Origin of the sequence: Clostridium ganghwense, assembly GCF_026735165.1 — a bacterium.
Taxonomy (GTDB): domain Bacteria; phylum Bacillota; class Clostridia; order Clostridiales; family Clostridiaceae; genus Clostridium_H; species Clostridium_H ganghwense.
The window spans coordinates 1,215,632-1,232,160 of record NZ_JAPQES010000001.1 but is presented as its reverse complement, the minus strand read 5'-3'; the positions used below and the strand labels follow the sequence as shown (position 1 = coordinate 1,232,160).

Genomic DNA, 16,529 nt, shown 5'->3' with positions numbered 1-16,529 from the left:
AAAGTGCCTTTTTGTTTTAATTAGACATAGTAGATTAACAATAAGAATTAGGAAGTGAATGTATGGTATTTAGCAGTTTAGTATTTCTATTTATATTTTTACCAATTACATTGTTGCTATATTTTTTATTTCTAGGAAAAATTAAAAATGTTATTTTATTAATTGCTAGCTTAATTTTTTATGCTTGGGGGGAACCCATTTATATATTTCTAATGATTTTTTCATCTATAGTTGATTATATACATGGACTTTTAATTGAAAAGTATAGATATGAAGACAAAAAAGCAAAACGTGTTGTTTTATCTTCAGTAATTATAAACTTAAGCTTATTATCATTCTTTAAATATGCAGATTTTATTATAGCAAATATTAATCATTTGTTTGGTACAAGTTTTATATCACCTAATTTACCTCTTCCAATTGGAATTTCATTTTATACATTTCAAACAATGTCTTATACAATCGATGTATATCGTGGGGATGCACCAGTACAAAAAAGTCCTATTGCATTGGCTACATATGTTACCTTGTTCCCACAATTAATTGCTGGACCTATTGTACGTTATCAAACAGTTGCAGAGCAAATTAATAACCGAAAGGAAAGTATTGATAAATTTGCTATTGGTGTGAGACGATTTATTATTGGTCTTGGAAAAAAGGTTCTTCTAGCTAATAATATTGGAATGTTGTGGAGTAAAATTCAAAACACAAATATTAATGATTTAACAATATTAACTGCTTGGTTAGGTATATTGGCCTTTTCATTTCAAATTTATTTTGACTTTAGTGGATATTCAGATATGGCTATTGGACTTGGAAAAATGTTTGGATTCGACTTTTTAGAAAATTTTAATTATCCTTATATATCACAAAGTATTTCAGAGTTTTGGCGAAGATGGCATATATCATTAGGATCTTGGTTTAAAGATTATGTTTATATTCCACTTGGCGGAAATAGAGTAAACAAAATAAAGGTATATAGAAACTTATTTATAGTGTGGTTTTTAACAGGTCTTTGGCATGGTGCAAGCTGGAACTTTGTTCTTTGGGGATTGTACTTTGGCGTAATAATAGCAATTGAAAAAGCATGGTTATTAAAGTTCTTAGACGGCATATGGAGACCTATTAGATATATTTACGTTATCTTTTTATTGTTAATAGGATGGATTTTATTTGTATTTGAGAATTTTTCAACAGGTGTGGATTATTTAAAGGTCATGTTTGGGATAAAACAGATAAGTTTATTGAATACACAATTTATCTATTACATATATACTCATTTTATATTGATAATTGTGTTAATTATCGCTTCAACACCTTTTATAAAGAAAAGCCATACAGCATTACTAAAAAGATTAAATTCAACACAAAAAATGATTTATGAAAATATTATGATACCAGTTATTTATTTTGTTATTCTTTTTCTTTCCACAGCATATTTAGTTGATGCAACATATAATCCATTTTTATATTTTAGATTTTAGGGAAGTGATTTAGTATGCATAAGAAATCCAATAAGATAATTATTGTAATGTTTATAACATTTTTAATGAGTATAAATATTTTAAATATATTAACTCCAGATAGAAAGTTTTCAGAAGTAGAAAATCGAGTATTAGTGCAACTGCCAAATCTTAAGTGGAAAAATTTAATATCAGGTAAGTTTACAAAAGAGTTTGAGGAATATACTACTGATCAATTTGTTTTTAGGGATTTTTGGGTAGGAATTAAATCAGATATGGAAAGATTAACATTAAAAAGTGAAAACAAAGGAATTTTCTTTGGTAAGAAGGGATATTTATTAGAAGATTATAAAAAGCCAGATGAAGGTTTAGAGGAGAATGTTAAGAGTGTTAATGTATTTTCCAAGAAGTTGCCTAATGTATCTACTTATTTGATGTTAGCACCAAATTCAGTGAAAGTATATGAAGATAAGCTACCTTTGTTTGCCAGTCCTTATGATCAGCTAAAAACTATAAAATTTGTAAAAGAAAATTTAAATAAGGATATAGAATTTATAGATACATATGACAAATTAAGCAGTAAGAAAAATGAATACATTTATTTTAAAACTGATCATCATTGGACAATGAGGGGGGCTTATTATGCATATCAAGCATTAGCAAAGCAGTTAGAAATTAAGCCCCATAGTATTGAAGATTTTTATACTAAAACAGTTACTGATACTTTTTATGGAACTTTTTATTCAAAGGCGAGTAATATGCATATTTCTCCTGATTCTATTGAAATATTTCAACCTAAAACTGATATAACATATGAGGTATGTTATGCAGATGATAATAAATGTACTAATACATTATACGAATTAAAACATTTAGATACTAAAGATAAGTATTCTGTATTTTTAGATGGAAATCATGCCCTGGTAACGATTAAAACAAGTATAAAAAATAACAAGAAAATAGCTATCTTCAAGGATTCTTATTCTCATTGTTTTATTCCTTTTTTAGCAAATCATTATGAGGAAATTCATGTGATAGATTTAAGGTATTATAAGCTTAATGTTTATGAGTATATTAAAAATCATGATATAAAAGAGAGCTTATTTTTATATAATGTTGCAACATTTTCAACAGATGAAAATATAAAATTCCTAAAATAAACATAACCTTTTCATAACTATTTTTTACTTTAGGATAACTACTTAATAATTTATGAGCTTATATAATTAAAAATAAGAAGTATGCAGCTTAATTTCAATATTTTATAATATAAAGTGAAAGAGGGATTATAATGAATAGAAAATTTGGGGTTATCTCTATAGTATTAACTTTAGGAATTTTTTCTACAGGGTGTGCAAAACTTTCTACTCCAGCAGAAATGATTAAGCCACCTAAACTTGCAGAAGAACAAATTAAGGATAATAGTGATTTGAAAGCTATTGCTAGAAAATTTCTACCAGAAGGTGCAAAACTGTTGGCACCAAATGAGATTGTTAGCAAAAATAGTGTATATGAATTGGATGTAGATAATGATAAAGAAAAGGAAGTTGTGGTATTTTTTAAACTTCAAGAAAAATATGAGAAAGGATTCTTTGTACTAAAAAATAAAAATAATCAATGGACAAAAATCTTTGAAAAGAAAAACGAAGGTAATATGATATCAATGATTGAGCTTATAAATGTACATAATAGTAATGAGAAAAGTCTTATTGTAGGTACTTTAATAAGCGGTCGTGCTGGTTCTGTATATCAAGTATATACATTTAAGAATGGTAAGGTTAGTGAATTAAATTTAGATATGTGGAATAAATTTGAAATTTTAAATACTCCAGATAAAAATAAAGAAAAGGGTTTTGTTTTTGGTGTTGGATTAAAGGAAGCATCAAATATTTATGGAGTTAATGTAATAAGGTTTGATGGAAAGGATTTTTATTTTGATGACGAGTCTTATCCAGAATATTTTAAAGAAGCAATAAGCTATTATAAAGATTTATTAAAAGAAGAGAATAAGGTTCAATTGGTATGGTATTATTTGATAGAATCACAAATTAAAGCTAATTTACCTCAGGAAGCATTAAAATCTATTGAAAAAGTTTTTGAAATAAAAAAGAGTAAAGAAAAACTTTTAGAAATAGAAAATCATAGATTTTATATACTTAAAGGAGAGGCATTAAATAAATTAGGAAGATATAAAGAGGCAGAAAAGATTCTAAGTCAAATATCTATTCATGTATCAAAATTATTAGATTATGAAAAACGTAAAGCACTTAAAAATAATATAGAAAAAAATAATATGAACATAATGACCTTACAAAAACATTTATCAGACATATATTTACAACGAGGAAAGGCACTTGTAGGACAAAATAATAAGACTAAAGCAAAGGAAGACTTTGACAGAGCTTTAAATATACTTGAAAATCTTTCAAAGGAAGGGTATTTTGGACAAGAATCAAATGTTAATATTATTAAAAGTATTATTTTTAATAATGTAAAAAGTGAATTGAATAAAATAAAATAGAGTTTTGGGAGTTGATTTAAATGGGGGAAAGGGTACTTGTAGTTGAAGATGAAAAACACATTAGGAGCTTTATAGTAGTAAATCTTAATATAAACAAATTTGATGTAATAGAAGCCTCTTCAGGTGAAGAGGCTTTAGAAAAATGTAAAAAAGAAAAACCAGATATTGCAGTTTTAGATATTATGCTACCTGGAATAGATGGATATGAAGTGTGTGAAAAGCTAAGAGAACAATTTCCTGATATATGTATAATAATGTTAACTGCAAAGGGACAAGATATGGATAAGATTGTAGGATTAGATTTAGGAGCAGATGACTATATGGTAAAACCTTTTAATCCTATGGAGCTAGTATCTAGAATAAGAGCTATTTTGAGAAGAATAAAAAGACCTCAAAGAAGTAGCACTGTTTCTGATAGTATAAGTTTGGGAAATTTAAAATTAGATAAATATTCTCAAAAAATTTATAAGGATGGTAAAGAGGTAGAACTTACTCATAGAGAATTTGCACTTATTAAAGTTTTTATGGAAAATCAAGATAAAGCCTTTACAAGAGAAGAACTATTGGATTTAGCATGGGGTAAAGATTTTTATGGAGAATATAAAACTGTAGATGTACATGTTAGGAAACTAAGAGAAAAGCTAGAAGAAGATCCTTCAAACCCTCAGTTAATACAAACTGTTTGGGGATATGGATACAGGTTTAAGTAACTTTAGGATGTGTTTGGATGAAAAGTATAAAGAGTAGGCTTTTGGGAAGTCATTTTGTTGTAATATTTTTAACCGTAATAATTTTGGAATTAATTTTATTGGTAAGTATTAAAAATTATTATTATAAAGGTATTGAAGAGATTTTATATAAGCAAGTAAAAATATCTAGTAATTTTTATAGCAAGTATTTAGCAAATAAACCATTGGATACTGCAGCAGATGATTTGATAGAAAGCTTTTCTTATTCTACCAATGCTGAAGTTCAAATAATTGATAAGAATAAGGGGATTTTGTCTGACTCCATAGGAGTTGTACCAGGAACTAAAATAGATTCTTTTGATGTTAATTCAGCACTAAAAGGAAGTACATCTTCATGGAAAGGTAATCAGCCTTATACAAATGAAGTAGTAATGGCTGTATCGGCACCTTTAAAAATTAATGGAAATGTTGTAGGAGTGCTGCGTTTTATAACATCTCTTGAAACTGTTAATTTATTGCTAAAGAAGATTTTAATAATTTCTAGTCTGATTGGAATTTTAGTTGTTTTATCTATAACGATAGTAAGTATAATTATTTCCAATACTATAACGAAACCTTTAAATCAAGTCACTGATGTAGCTAAACAAATGGCACAAGGGGAATTTTCTTTAAGAGCAGAGAAAAAATATGATGATGAGGTTGGAAGCATGGCAGATACCTTAAATTATATGGCACAGGAAATAGTAAAGAATGAAAAAATTAAAAATGAGTTCATATCTTCAATATCTCACGAACTTAGAACGCCTTTGACATCTATAAAAGGGTGGGCATTAACTTTAAAGCTTAAAGAATTTACAGACACTATTAAAAGGGACGAGGGGCTTGATATTATAATAGAAGAAAGTGAACGTCTATCTTGTTTAGTGGAAGAACTCTTAGATTTCTCTAGATTTGAAGCCGGTAAAGTTATTCTTAATATTGAAGTAGTAAATATTAAAGAGCTGCTGCTTAATATATTAAAACAAATGCAGCCGAGAGCTGAGAGAAATGGGATAAAATTAAAACATAATATTATAGAGTTACCTTTTATTAAGGCGGATAAAAATAGACTTAAGCAGGTTTTTATAAATGTAATAGATAATGCTTTGAAATTTACAGATGAGGGTGGCAGTATTAATGTATATACCTCAATTCAAGAAGAGAATTTTGTCCTTATTTATATAGTGGATACTGGATGTGGTATAAAAAATGAAGATTTATCTAATATCAAAAAAAAGTTTTATAAAGGAGATATAAAGAAACCAGGTAATGGTATTGGACTTGCAATTTGTGATGAAATAATAGAGCTACATGGTGGGAAATTATATATAGAAAGTAGTTTTGGTGTGGGTACAACAGTTAAAATAGCAATGAAAATAGAATAATATAATATTTTCATTTCCAATTAGTAGAATATTATACATAATGATATAATATATAGGAAATACTTGATAAAATTAACTTAGTGAAGTATTGTTTAATATTTACTTATTTGGAGGAGATACTATGAAATATAAACTTAATGACCTTATAGATAAGGATAAAGTTCAAAATCTTATGGATGAATTTTATAATTTATTAGGAATTCCACATGCAATTGTAGATAATGAAGGTAACATATTTAGTGCTGCAGGGTGGCAGGATATATGTACAAAATTTCATAGAACAAATCCAGTAAGTGAATATAGGTGCAAGCAAAGTGAGATATCTGCTAAAAATATGTTAGATAAAAGTAAAGAACAAAATATATATAAATGCCCAAATGGACTAATACAAGCATTTACTCCCATTATTGTCGAAGAAGAGCATATTGCGAATTTATTTATTGGACAGTTTTTCTTCGAAGAACCAGATATGGAATATTTCAAAAGACAAGCTGTTAAATTTGGATATGATGTAGAGACATATTTAGAAGCAGTATCTCATGTACCTATTTTTTCTAAGGATAAAATTAAAGCATGTATGCAATATTATTTAAGATTAGCAGATATACTTTCTGATATGGGTTTAAATCAATTAAAACAAAAGAAATCTGAAGAATTATTAAAAAAACATAATGAAAATTTAGAAGATTTAGTGAAAGAGCGTACAAGTAAATTGCTTAAATTAAATAAGAAACTTGAAAAAGATATTTTAAAACGTAAATTTATTGAAAATAAATTAAAAGAAAGCGAAGAGCGATATAGAACATTGTTTGAAACCATGCCTTATGGAGTATGCGTATACAGCAAAAGGAAGATTGTATTTGGAAATACTGCAGCAGCAAAATATTATGGGTTTGATACTTTTAAAGAGATTTTAGGAAAGAGACTATTTGATATAATTTCTCCTCATCCGGATTATGAAGAGGATTTTAATGAAAATGTAAAATTAATAGAAGAAGAAGGGAATATGCCTCTAAGGGAGGAGCAGTATATACGTAAAAATGATAATAAAATTTTAAATGTAGAAACAGTTACTACCAGTATTCCATATGATGGAGAAAAAACAGTTTTAGCAGTTTTTAGAGATATTTCTGAGCGAAAGAATTTAGAGCGTTTAAATAAAAAGGTAGAGGAAAAGACTATTTTATTAGAAGAAACGCTGGAAGGTGATAGGTTAAAAACAGAGTTTTTTGCAAATATATCTCATGAATTAAAAACTCCAATAAATGTAATATTTAGTGCACTACAGATGACTAATTCTATTTTAAAAGATATTCCGTTAATTGAGAACAAATATAATATGAGTAAATATTTAAACATAATGAGTCAAAATTGCTTTAGGTTAATACGATTAGTTAATAACTTGTTAGATATTACAAAAATTGATTCAGGATATTATAAAGTACAATTAACGAATTATAATATTATAAATGTTGTTGAAGATATAGTTTTATCCGTTGTAGAATATGCAAAAAATGCAGGAATAGAACTTGTATTCGATACAGAGATGGAAGAAAAAATATTAGCTTGTGATAGAGATAAAATTGAAAGAATAATATTAAATCTTCTTTCAAATGCTATAAAATTTACTGAACCTGGAGGAAAAATATTTGTTAACATTATGAATAATCAGCACAGTATAATTATTTCAGTAAAGGATACAGGCATTGGTATACCTAAAGAAAAGCAGAAATTGATTTTTGAAAGATTTGTTCAGGTAGATAAATCATTATCAAGGGAACAAGAAGGAAGTGGAATAGGATTATCTTTAGTTAAGTCATTAGTAGAAATGCATGAAGGGCAAATTTATGTAAATAGTGAATATAAAGAGGGAAGTGAGTTTATTATAAAACTTCCTGTTAATTTAGTAGAAGAAGTTGTTAAGAAAGAAGATCGTAATTTAAACCGTGATGGACAAGCTAATATAAACAAAGTAAATATTGAGTTTTCAGATATATATTTATGATATTACTTTTTTAGAAAATTACTATAAAAAAACAATGAAAATAACTTTAAATATAAAATAAACTATTGACCTTGCCCTTAGGGCAGGGTTTATATTTTTATTGGGGGTGGAAATATGAATACAAAAATTGTATGCAATAACTTAAATATTACTATTAAAGCTTTAAGGGTTTATGAACAAGAAGGAATAGTAATTCCTAAAAGAAGAGAAAATGGTTATAGAGATTATAGTGATAAAGATGTAATGAAATTACAGCAAGTTATTTTATTAAGAGAAATGGGATTTTCGCTAAAGGAAATAAAGATATTATTAGATAAAAATAAAGAAAAGCAAAATGATATTATTCATAGTTTTTATTTTCAAATGAAGGTTATAGAAAATAAAATTAATGAATTACAAAATATAAAACTTACATTAAAAGAAAATATAAATCAATTATTAAATGCAGAGGAAAGTAAAGAAGAAGTATGTTTTAACAATATTAGAGAAGCCTTAGAACATAATAAAGCCGAGAGAAAGGCTTGGGTAGATAGATGGAGATTTGATGATTGGGCCCCAAAATACGATAATATTGTAAAAGAGAATCCCAAAGATGAACTAGGAGTATTTAAAAAATATGATGAAGTAATAGAAAAGGTTAGAAAATATATAATTAAATCTTTACCAAAGAAAGTTCTAGATATAGGATGTGGTACTGGAAGTTTATGTGGAGAATTAGATAAAAGTATCTATGTAACGGGGATAGATCAAAGTATAGATATGCTTTTAGAGACTAAAAAGAGATATCCTAATATGATATATAAGCTTGGAAATTTTTTAGATAAACCTGTTGGTAAAGAGGAATTTGATGTGGTAGTAACTACTTATGCTTTTCATCATTTGAATTCAAGAGAAAAAAATATGGCTTTAGATTATATGATTAAATATTTAAAACCTAATGGAAAAATAATAATTGGGGATTTAATGTTTTTAAATGAAGAAGAAAAAGAAAGAAAAAGAGAGGAGTTTTACAATAGAGGAAGGTCAGATTTATGGCAAATCGTAGAGGATGAATATTATTCTAATATTGAAGAATTGAAAGTTTATATAGAGAAAAAAGGATATAAATTGGAGTATGAACATATTAGCAATTTTACTTGGATAGTTACAATTTATAAGTAGAAATTAAAAGCAGGAGATATGCTTATTATGCATTTCCTGCTTTTTTATTGTACAAAGTGCCCAAAATAATTATTAAAATTTATTTAAATACACATAAATAACCAAAGATAGTTGACTATTGGTAAAAAATAGTAGAAAATAATAATATAATAGTAAAAAATATAAAATGTTTTTAAAACATATGTAAACATATAAACAATACAACAAAAAGGACAAGCTGAATTTCTTAAACGTGGTTTTAATATATCATGATTAGGGGGATTTTTATGAAAAGATTAAATTTGAGGTTGAAAAACAGAAAAATAAATAAGAAGGTAAGAAATAGAAAAACAAATATAGCCTCTGATTTAAAAAGAAGAGATAGTATATTAAGAAATATGGTAGTAACTTTTAGTATATTAATTATAGTATCTTTAGCAGCTTCTAGTATAATCAATTTTTTAATAACTAAGAATAAAATAACTGATGAATTTAAAAACTCTACAATGAATATATTAGAGCAGAATAAGAAATATATTGATTTAGTTACAGATAATATTCAATATGTATCAATGCAGATTTTTAATAATAAAGAAGTAAGTGAATTACTATCTACTGATATAACAGATACTTATGAAAAATATTTAGCTTCTCAAAAAATATCTGAAATTTTAAACTCATATACTGCTGCTGGCAGTTCAGATATTATAAAAAGCATATATATATATGGAAAAAATGGAATTAATGTAGCTTCAAATAAAAATAATCTTCAAAATAAAGACAAGCTTAAAGCTATTCAAAGTGAAGAGTTTTATAAAAAAGCAGTAGACGCAAAGGGAAGAGCTATATGGTCAAAACCATACAAAGATATATATTCTGAAGATAATAATTTAATGGTTAGTTTAGCAAGAAGTATAGTATCACTTTCTACTTTTGAAAAATGTGGTTTGTTGCAGATAAACTTTGATGTAGATATATTAAATTCAGCACTTAAAGATACTAAAATAGGTAAAAGTGGGTACATATTTGTAGTAAATAATAATGGAGTAATTATGTCACATAAGAATCCAAAATTAATTGGAACTAAGTTAAATGAAACTTATTATGGTGATATAGCTAATTCTAAAGAAGGAACTTTTGAATATAAAAACAATAATAAAAATATGTTTGGAGTTTATACAACATCAAGCACTACTGGATGGAAGTTTATAGGAGTAGTTCCTAAAGGTGAACTTTATTCAACAGCTGTAGATATTGGAATTATATCTTTAATAGTAATTGTAATTTGCATATTATTATCTATATTGGTTTCAATTTTCACATCAGTAAGAATCACAATACCAATTAAAGAAATTATTGGTATAACTAATAAACTTTCAGAAGGAGATTTTACAGTTAAATCTAAGAAACATAAACTAAGTGAATTGAATGAACTAGGGCATAATTTTAATAATATGGTGAATAAGTTAAATAATATGGTTTCAAGTACAGCACAATTATCATCACAAACAAACTCTTCTTCAGAGGAACTTTATGATTTATCAGAAAATATTAAATCCTCCTCTACAGAAATTGCAGCAGTGGTTAAAGAGATAGCTTTGGGTTCTACTAGTCAAACGGAAGAAGTATTGAAATGTGCTGAATTTACCAATAATTTTAATAATCAAATGGTACATACCATAGATTCAATAAATAAGGTAAATGATGCTACACAAGATGCTATTGATGTGTTAAAAGATAGTAAAAACACAATAAATACTTTAAAACAGACTTCATATAATAATTCAGAAACTATGTCTAAGTTTACAGAAATTATTTCACAATTAGATAATAATACAAAAAGTGTGTTAACTATATTGAATAAAATTAATGATATAGCTAAGCAAACTAATTTATTATCTTTGAATGCATCTATTGAGGCAGCAAGAGCAGGGGAAGCGGGAAAAGGTTTTGCTGTTGTTGCAAATGAAGTTAAAAAATTAGCTGAACAATCTCAAAGTGCATCTACTCAAATTAGAGAAATATTAAACAATATTAATGAATCTATAGGACTATCATTAAATATGTCAGTAGAAGTAAAAGATGCTTTTAATGCAGAGGTAGAACAAGTTAGTTCAACTATAAATACTTTTGAAGTTATAGATGATTCCATAGACAATATAGAGAAATCAATGCAGGATATTATGGAAGATATAAATGTAATTAATAAAGATAAAGAAATTTTGAATAACTCAATAAATAATATAGCTGCTATTTCAGAAGAAAATACTGCATCTACAGAAGAAGTTACAGCTTCCATACAACAAGAAGCAGAACTAAACGAAAAAATGTATTCATTAGCTAAAGAATTAAATGATAAATCAGCAAGTCTAGAAAGTGTTTTGGAGAAAATTAAATTTTAGTAACGATTAACCCCTGCATTTTTATGTAGGGGTTAATTAATGTTTATAGCTAGTTTCTATTATGGATTATATTTCTAGCGTATTAAAAGATTAATAAATTGTTAAAACGATTGACTACTAATAGCTGATAGTAGAGAATTAGATATATAGGAAAGGAGGGGGGATTATGAGATTTTTTGACGACTTAACTTATATTGAAAACAAAAAAGTATTTTACACAGAGCCAAACTATATTACAAATAATACTGATAAGAAGTATTTATCTTATGCATTAGGGGCAACACTTTATATGCCAGCTTTAAGAGAGGATATTTTAGAATTAGTTTTAGAAAATAAATATAAAAGGCTAACTTCTATGGTTTTATGTATGGAGGATTCAATAGCTGAAGATCAAGTAGAAGAAGCAGAGCAAAACATAATAAGAGTTTGTAGACAAATAAATGCGGCTATAAAGGAAGAAAAATGTAGAGAAGAAAATTTACCTTTAATTTTTATTAGAGTAAGAAATATAGAACAGTTTAAAAGATTACTAGAATATAAAGAGCTATTTCAACCTTTAACAGGTTTTTGTTTCCCTAAATTTGATTGTAGTAACGGAGAAGAATATTTAAAAATTTTAAAAGAATTTAATGAAGAAATGCCCCATATTTTGTATGGTATGCCTATTTTAGAATCGAAGGCTGTAATTTATAAAGAAACTAGGCTTGAAGAATTATTAGAAATAAAGAAAATAATAGATAGATATAAGGAATATGTATTGAACATTCGACTTGGAGGAACTGATCTTTTAGGGCTTTATTCTATAAGAAGACATATAGATAATAGCATATATGATATTAGGGTAATAAGTGATTGTATTTCAGATATAGTGAATATATTTTCAAGAGCTGAAGATGAGTACGTTATATCGGGACCTGTTTGGGAGTACTTCAATCCTAATCCAGATAATAGAATATTAAAACCACAGCTAAGACAAAGTCCTTTTAGAGATCACTTAGGTAAAAGTGGCATTGAAAAAAGGCAACATTATTTAGAAAAATGTATAGATGGTCTTATAAAAGAAGTGGTTTTAGATAAAGCAAATAGCCTCATTGGAAAAACTATAATTCATCCAAGTCATATTTCAATTGTAAATGCTTTATATGTTGTTACAAAAGAAGAGTATGAAGATGCTCTTGCTATTATAGAAGCACTGGGAAAAGGTGCATATAAAAGCAGTTACAGCAATAAAATGAATGAAATCAATCCTCATACTAATTGGGCAAATAAAATTTTAAAAAGAGCTTATGTATATGGCGTATTTAACGAAAATAAAAACTATGTTGATCTATTCTAAAGGAGGACAGAATGAAGAAGACACTAAAGGTTTTAGATAAAGTTGCTGTAGATGTACAAATTTCTGAAAATATATTTGATTTTGAATTAGAAGACTTATTTTTAATGGCTGCTAGAAAAAACCCTAAAAGAGCCTTTTTATTTGTAAGCAAGCTTTTAGGAAAACATATACCTGTAAATCCTAAAAAATCTATTTTAACAGGAAGACTTATAGGATTGATTATAGCAGAAAAAACAGGCGAATTTATTGGTGAAGATTATAATATTGTTGCAAAGGCTTTAGGGAATGATTCATTAATAAATAAAGCTTTGAGTTATGCAGATGAAAAATTAATCGATTTAAAGAAACCTACTCTTTTTGTAGGATTTGCAGAAACTGCTACAGCTCTTGGAAATAGCGTGTTTGCTCAGTTTAAAGGAGAGAATATTGAATATATTCATACTACTAGAGATGATTTAGAACAATGTATTTCTGCTTTTGACTTTGAAGAAGAACATTCTCATGCAACTAGTCATTTTTGCTATCCTATGGAAGGTGAATTTTTATCTAGATTTGAGAGAATAGTTTTAGTGGATGATGAGATAACTACAGGTAAAACAGCTTTAAACCTTATAAAATCTATTGATAAAAAATATCCTAACAAAGAGTATATAGTAGCTTCAATTTTGGATTGGAGAAGTGAAGAATGCATTAAAAAATATAAAGAGTTAGAAGAAAAACTAGGAATAAAGATAAAGGTTGTATCACTATTAGATGGACAAGCTATTTGTAATAGTCCTTCTATAGAAGAGATGCATATACAGTATGAGAATAATAGTAATACAAAAATAAAATATATTTATGAAGAATATTATGAGAATGGCCTATTGGTATCACAATCAGAAAAAAACATTTGTGAAGGAAATGAAGCAGATGTATCTGTAAAAAATTATCTTTTTAAAGTAAATAATTGTAGAGAATTTACTAGAAGTTTGACCAATGGAGAGAACAAAGTTTATAACTATTTAGATTTTAGTGGAAGATTTGGGCTTTCGTATAAGGAGCTAAGGAGAACAGAAGAAAATTTATTTGATATAACAAATACAATGAAGCCTTTTGAAAAAGAATTACTTGTTTTAGGTACAGAGGAATTTATGTATATTCCTATGGTAATGGCTTCTATGGTTGAAGGGGCAGTATATCAATCTACAACAAGAAGTCCAATTTATGTTGGAAAAGATGAGGATTATGGAATAAAATATGCGGCTAAATTTAAAAATCCTTTTGATAAAGATGTTATAAACTATGTTTATAACATCGGAAAAGATATGTATAAAGAGGTTGTATTTGTAACGGAAAGAGAAATCGATATGGAAAGCAAAAAAGACATGATAAATTTATTTTATAGCGTAGGAATTCACAAGATAAATTTTGTTTATTTTACTAAAAACTAAAGAAGGAGAATTAGTGAATGAGGTTTAGACATATAAAAGAACCGTCTTCTATGGGAAGTTACTCTAGTGATGATGTTATATTTCTTTTAAAGAACATTTCTGACTTAATAAAGGAGCAAAGCAACGAAGAGAGAGAATTTATAATGCAAAATGGCGGACATTATTCAGAAATGCTGCCAATAGAGTATTTTCCAACAGAAGAGTATATGGAGATATTTTATAAAACTTTAGCTTCTACAAAGGAGAAGGTAGCAAAGGCAGCAGCTATTGTAGGGGAACTTATATATAGACAAAAAGGTGAAAATGCAGTTATTGTATCTTTGGCAAGAGCAGGAACCCCTATAGGGATTTTGATAAAGAGATATCTAGAATGGAAGTATAAAAAGAAATTTTCGCATTATAGTATATCTATAATAAGAGGAAAAGGGATCGACGAAAATGCTCTAAAGTATATATTAAATAGACACAATCCACAAGACATACAGTTTGTTGATGGATGGACAGGCAAGGGAGCTATAAATGAAGTATTAAATAAGGCTACTTCTGATTTTTATGATAAATATGGAATTAGAATAAGTGAAAAATTAGCGGTTTTAGCAGATCCAGCTCATTGTGTAGAATTGTACGGAACTAGGGAGGATTTTTTAATTCCTTCTGCATGCTTAAATTCAACGGTTTCGGGACTGGTTAGTAGAACGGTATTAAGAGATGATATTATTGGAGAAAATGATTTTCATGGTGCAAAATATTATAAAGAGTGGCTTGATAAAGATGTATCAGGAGCGTTTATAGATACTATAACAGAACGTTTTTCTAATATAGCAATCATGGAAAAAGATATTGAAAATATCGAAGGCAAAGTTTACAACAAGGGAATTAAAGAAGTAACTGAAATAAAAGAAAAATACAATATTAGGGATATTAATTTAGTTAAGCCAGGGGTAGGAGAGACTACTAGAGTGCTTTTAAGACGTGTACCTTGGAAAATACTTGTTGATGATATTAATAATCCAAATTTAAAGCATATTTTAATACTTGCAGAAGATAAAAAGGTTCCAGTAGAAGTGTATAAAGACATGAGTTATTCCTGTTGTGGTCTTATAAAATCTAAAGCAAAGGAGAGTGTAAAATGATTTTCGCTTCTGATTTAGATAGAACATTAATTTATACAAAAAAATTAATTAAAGAAGAGGATAATGACATTGTACTAGTGGAACGATATTTAGGGAAAGAACTTAGTTTCATGAAAAAAAATGTAATTGAAAAATTAAAAAAAGTTAGAGAAAAGGCTTTGTTTATTCCTGTAACGACTAGAACTATAGAACAGTACAATAGGATTTTTATAATGAATGATACTATAAAACCTACCTACGCTATTGTAAGCAATGGTGGAAATATATTAGTAAATGGTAAAGTGGATAGTGAATGGAGAAATATTATAAAAAAAGCAGTAGATAGAATTACAAATCGTAAATTTGTAGAAAAAAAATTTTTAAATAGTTTTAAGGATACTTCATGGATTGATAAGATGGTCTTAAGAGATGGATTGTTTTTTAGTGTTCATTTTAAAGATAAAGAATTAATTGATAAAGAAGAATTTAATAGTTTTAAGAGCTGGGCTGAGGTCAATAAATGGAATGTATCCTTACAAGGAAGAAAGTTATATATAGTTCCATCACCAGTTAATAAGTGGGATGCTCTCCTTTATGTAAAGAAAAAGGAAAAAAAGATGAAAATTGTATCAGCAGGAGATTCTTTTTTAGATTATCCAATATTGATTAATGCTGATTATTCAATATGTGCATCTCATGGAGAATTAAAAAAAATGTTAGAAGATAAAACCTTAAAACAGGACCATATTTCTTTGACTGAAGGAAGAGGAATTAATGCTTCAGAAGAGATATTGGAAAGCGTGGAAAAGTTGGTTTAGATGTTTGCGTTTTTTGTCAGAATATTTGATTTTTACTAATATAATATATTATAATAGTGGTATAATGTAATATATTGTTAGTTGAAAATTAAATATAAAATTTTAAATATAAACTTTCTTTTAGAAAAAATTCTAAAGGAAAGTTTAAGTATATATTCACCAAATTAATAAGAAGGAAGGTAATTA

Annotated in this window: 12 protein-coding genes; all 12 read left to right on the top strand. The window is 27.2% G+C overall.

Features of this window, described 5'->3' with window-relative positions; all coding sequences use genetic code 11:
- Positions 1-62: 62 nt before the first annotated feature.
- Complete coding sequence (locus tag OXH55_RS05565) at positions 63-1,484, top strand: MBOAT family O-acyltransferase (protein WP_268048653.1); 1,422 nt, start codon at positions 63-65, stop codon at positions 1,482-1,484.
- 14 nt (positions 1,485-1,498) lie between these two features.
- The gene (locus tag OXH55_RS05560) at positions 1,499-2,623 is read left to right on the top strand and encodes a DHHW family protein (RefSeq protein ID WP_268048651.1); all 1,125 of its coding nucleotides are present in this window, start codon (positions 1,499-1,501) and stop codon (positions 2,621-2,623) included.
- Positions 2,624-2,754: 131 nt separating this feature from the next.
- A complete protein-coding gene (locus tag OXH55_RS05555) occupies positions 2,755-3,984 on the top strand; it encodes a tetratricopeptide repeat protein (protein ID WP_268048649.1) in 1,230 nt (409 codons plus the stop codon).
- Between the two features lie 20 nt (positions 3,985-4,004).
- Positions 4,005-4,694 carry a response regulator gene (locus tag OXH55_RS05550; RefSeq protein WP_268048647.1) on the top strand — a complete coding sequence of 230 codons (690 nt, stop codon included), beginning with the start codon at positions 4,005-4,007 and terminating at the stop codon, positions 4,692-4,694.
- A 17-nt stretch (positions 4,695-4,711) separates the two neighbouring features.
- Positions 4,712-6,097, top strand: coding sequence for a sensor histidine kinase (locus OXH55_RS05545; protein WP_268048645.1), 1,386 nt, complete (start codon positions 4,712-4,714; stop codon positions 6,095-6,097).
- A 121-nt stretch (positions 6,098-6,218) separates the two neighbouring features.
- Positions 6,219-8,102, top strand: coding sequence for an MASE3 domain-containing sensor histidine kinase (locus OXH55_RS05540; RefSeq protein WP_268048643.1), 1,884 nt, complete (start codon positions 6,219-6,221; stop codon positions 8,100-8,102).
- 114 nt (positions 8,103-8,216) lie between these two features.
- Positions 8,217-9,263 (top strand): MerR family transcriptional regulator, encoded by a 1,047-nt coding sequence (locus OXH55_RS05535; protein WP_268048641.1) that lies wholly within the window; start codon positions 8,217-8,219, stop codon positions 9,261-9,263.
- 266 nt (positions 9,264-9,529) lie between these two features.
- Complete coding sequence (locus OXH55_RS05530; RefSeq protein ID WP_268048640.1) at positions 9,530-11,644, top strand: methyl-accepting chemotaxis protein; 2,115 nt, start codon at positions 9,530-9,532, stop codon at positions 11,642-11,644.
- A 166-nt stretch (positions 11,645-11,810) separates the two neighbouring features.
- Entirely contained in the window at positions 11,811-12,980 is a 1,170-nt protein-coding gene (locus tag OXH55_RS05525; protein WP_268048638.1) for an HpcH/HpaI aldolase/citrate lyase family protein, read from the top strand.
- Between the two features lie 11 nt (positions 12,981-12,991).
- Positions 12,992-14,413: a phosphoribosyltransferase family protein gene (locus OXH55_RS05520; RefSeq protein ID WP_268048636.1), complete on the top strand. Its 1,422-nt coding sequence runs from the start codon at positions 12,992-12,994 to the stop codon at positions 14,411-14,413.
- 17 nt (positions 14,414-14,430) lie between these two features.
- On the top strand, positions 14,431-15,546 hold the full coding sequence (locus OXH55_RS05515) for a cysteine protease StiP family protein (protein WP_268048634.1): 1,116 nt from the start codon (positions 14,431-14,433) through the stop codon (positions 15,544-15,546).
- Positions 15,543-16,343: an HAD family hydrolase gene (locus OXH55_RS05510; protein WP_268048633.1), complete on the top strand. Its 801-nt coding sequence runs from the start codon at positions 15,543-15,545 to the stop codon at positions 16,341-16,343. The genes OXH55_RS05515 and OXH55_RS05510 overlap by 4 nt, the downstream gene beginning before the upstream one ends.
- Positions 16,344-16,529 lie beyond the last annotated feature (186 nt).

Bases quoted from the DNA above. Each gene is read 5' to 3' on its own strand.
- OXH55_RS05565 (WP_268048653.1), top strand. From the start codon at position 63: ATGGTATTTAGCAGTTTAGTATTTCTATTTATATTTTTACCAATTACA.
- OXH55_RS05560 (WP_268048651.1), top strand. From the start codon at position 1,499: ATGCATAAGAAATCCAATAAGATAATTATTGTAATGTTTATAACATTT.
- OXH55_RS05555 (WP_268048649.1), top strand. From the start codon at position 2,755: ATGAATAGAAAATTTGGGGTTATCTCTATAGTATTAACTTTAGGAATT.
- OXH55_RS05550 (WP_268048647.1), top strand. From the start codon at position 4,005: ATGGGGGAAAGGGTACTTGTAGTTGAAGATGAAAAACACATTAGGAGC.
- OXH55_RS05545 (WP_268048645.1), top strand. From the start codon at position 4,712: ATGAAAAGTATAAAGAGTAGGCTTTTGGGAAGTCATTTTGTTGTAATA.
- OXH55_RS05540 (WP_268048643.1), top strand. From the start codon at position 6,219: ATGAAATATAAACTTAATGACCTTATAGATAAGGATAAAGTTCAAAAT.
- OXH55_RS05535 (WP_268048641.1), top strand. From the start codon at position 8,217: ATGAATACAAAAATTGTATGCAATAACTTAAATATTACTATTAAAGCT.
- OXH55_RS05530 (WP_268048640.1), top strand. From the start codon at position 9,530: ATGAAAAGATTAAATTTGAGGTTGAAAAACAGAAAAATAAATAAGAAG.
- OXH55_RS05525 (WP_268048638.1), top strand. From the start codon at position 11,811: ATGAGATTTTTTGACGACTTAACTTATATTGAAAACAAAAAAGTATTT.
- OXH55_RS05520 (WP_268048636.1), top strand. From the start codon at position 12,992: ATGAAGAAGACACTAAAGGTTTTAGATAAAGTTGCTGTAGATGTACAA.
- OXH55_RS05515 (WP_268048634.1), top strand. From the start codon at position 14,431: ATGAGGTTTAGACATATAAAAGAACCGTCTTCTATGGGAAGTTACTCT.
- OXH55_RS05510 (WP_268048633.1), top strand. From the start codon at position 15,543: ATGATTTTCGCTTCTGATTTAGATAGAACATTAATTTATACAAAAAAA.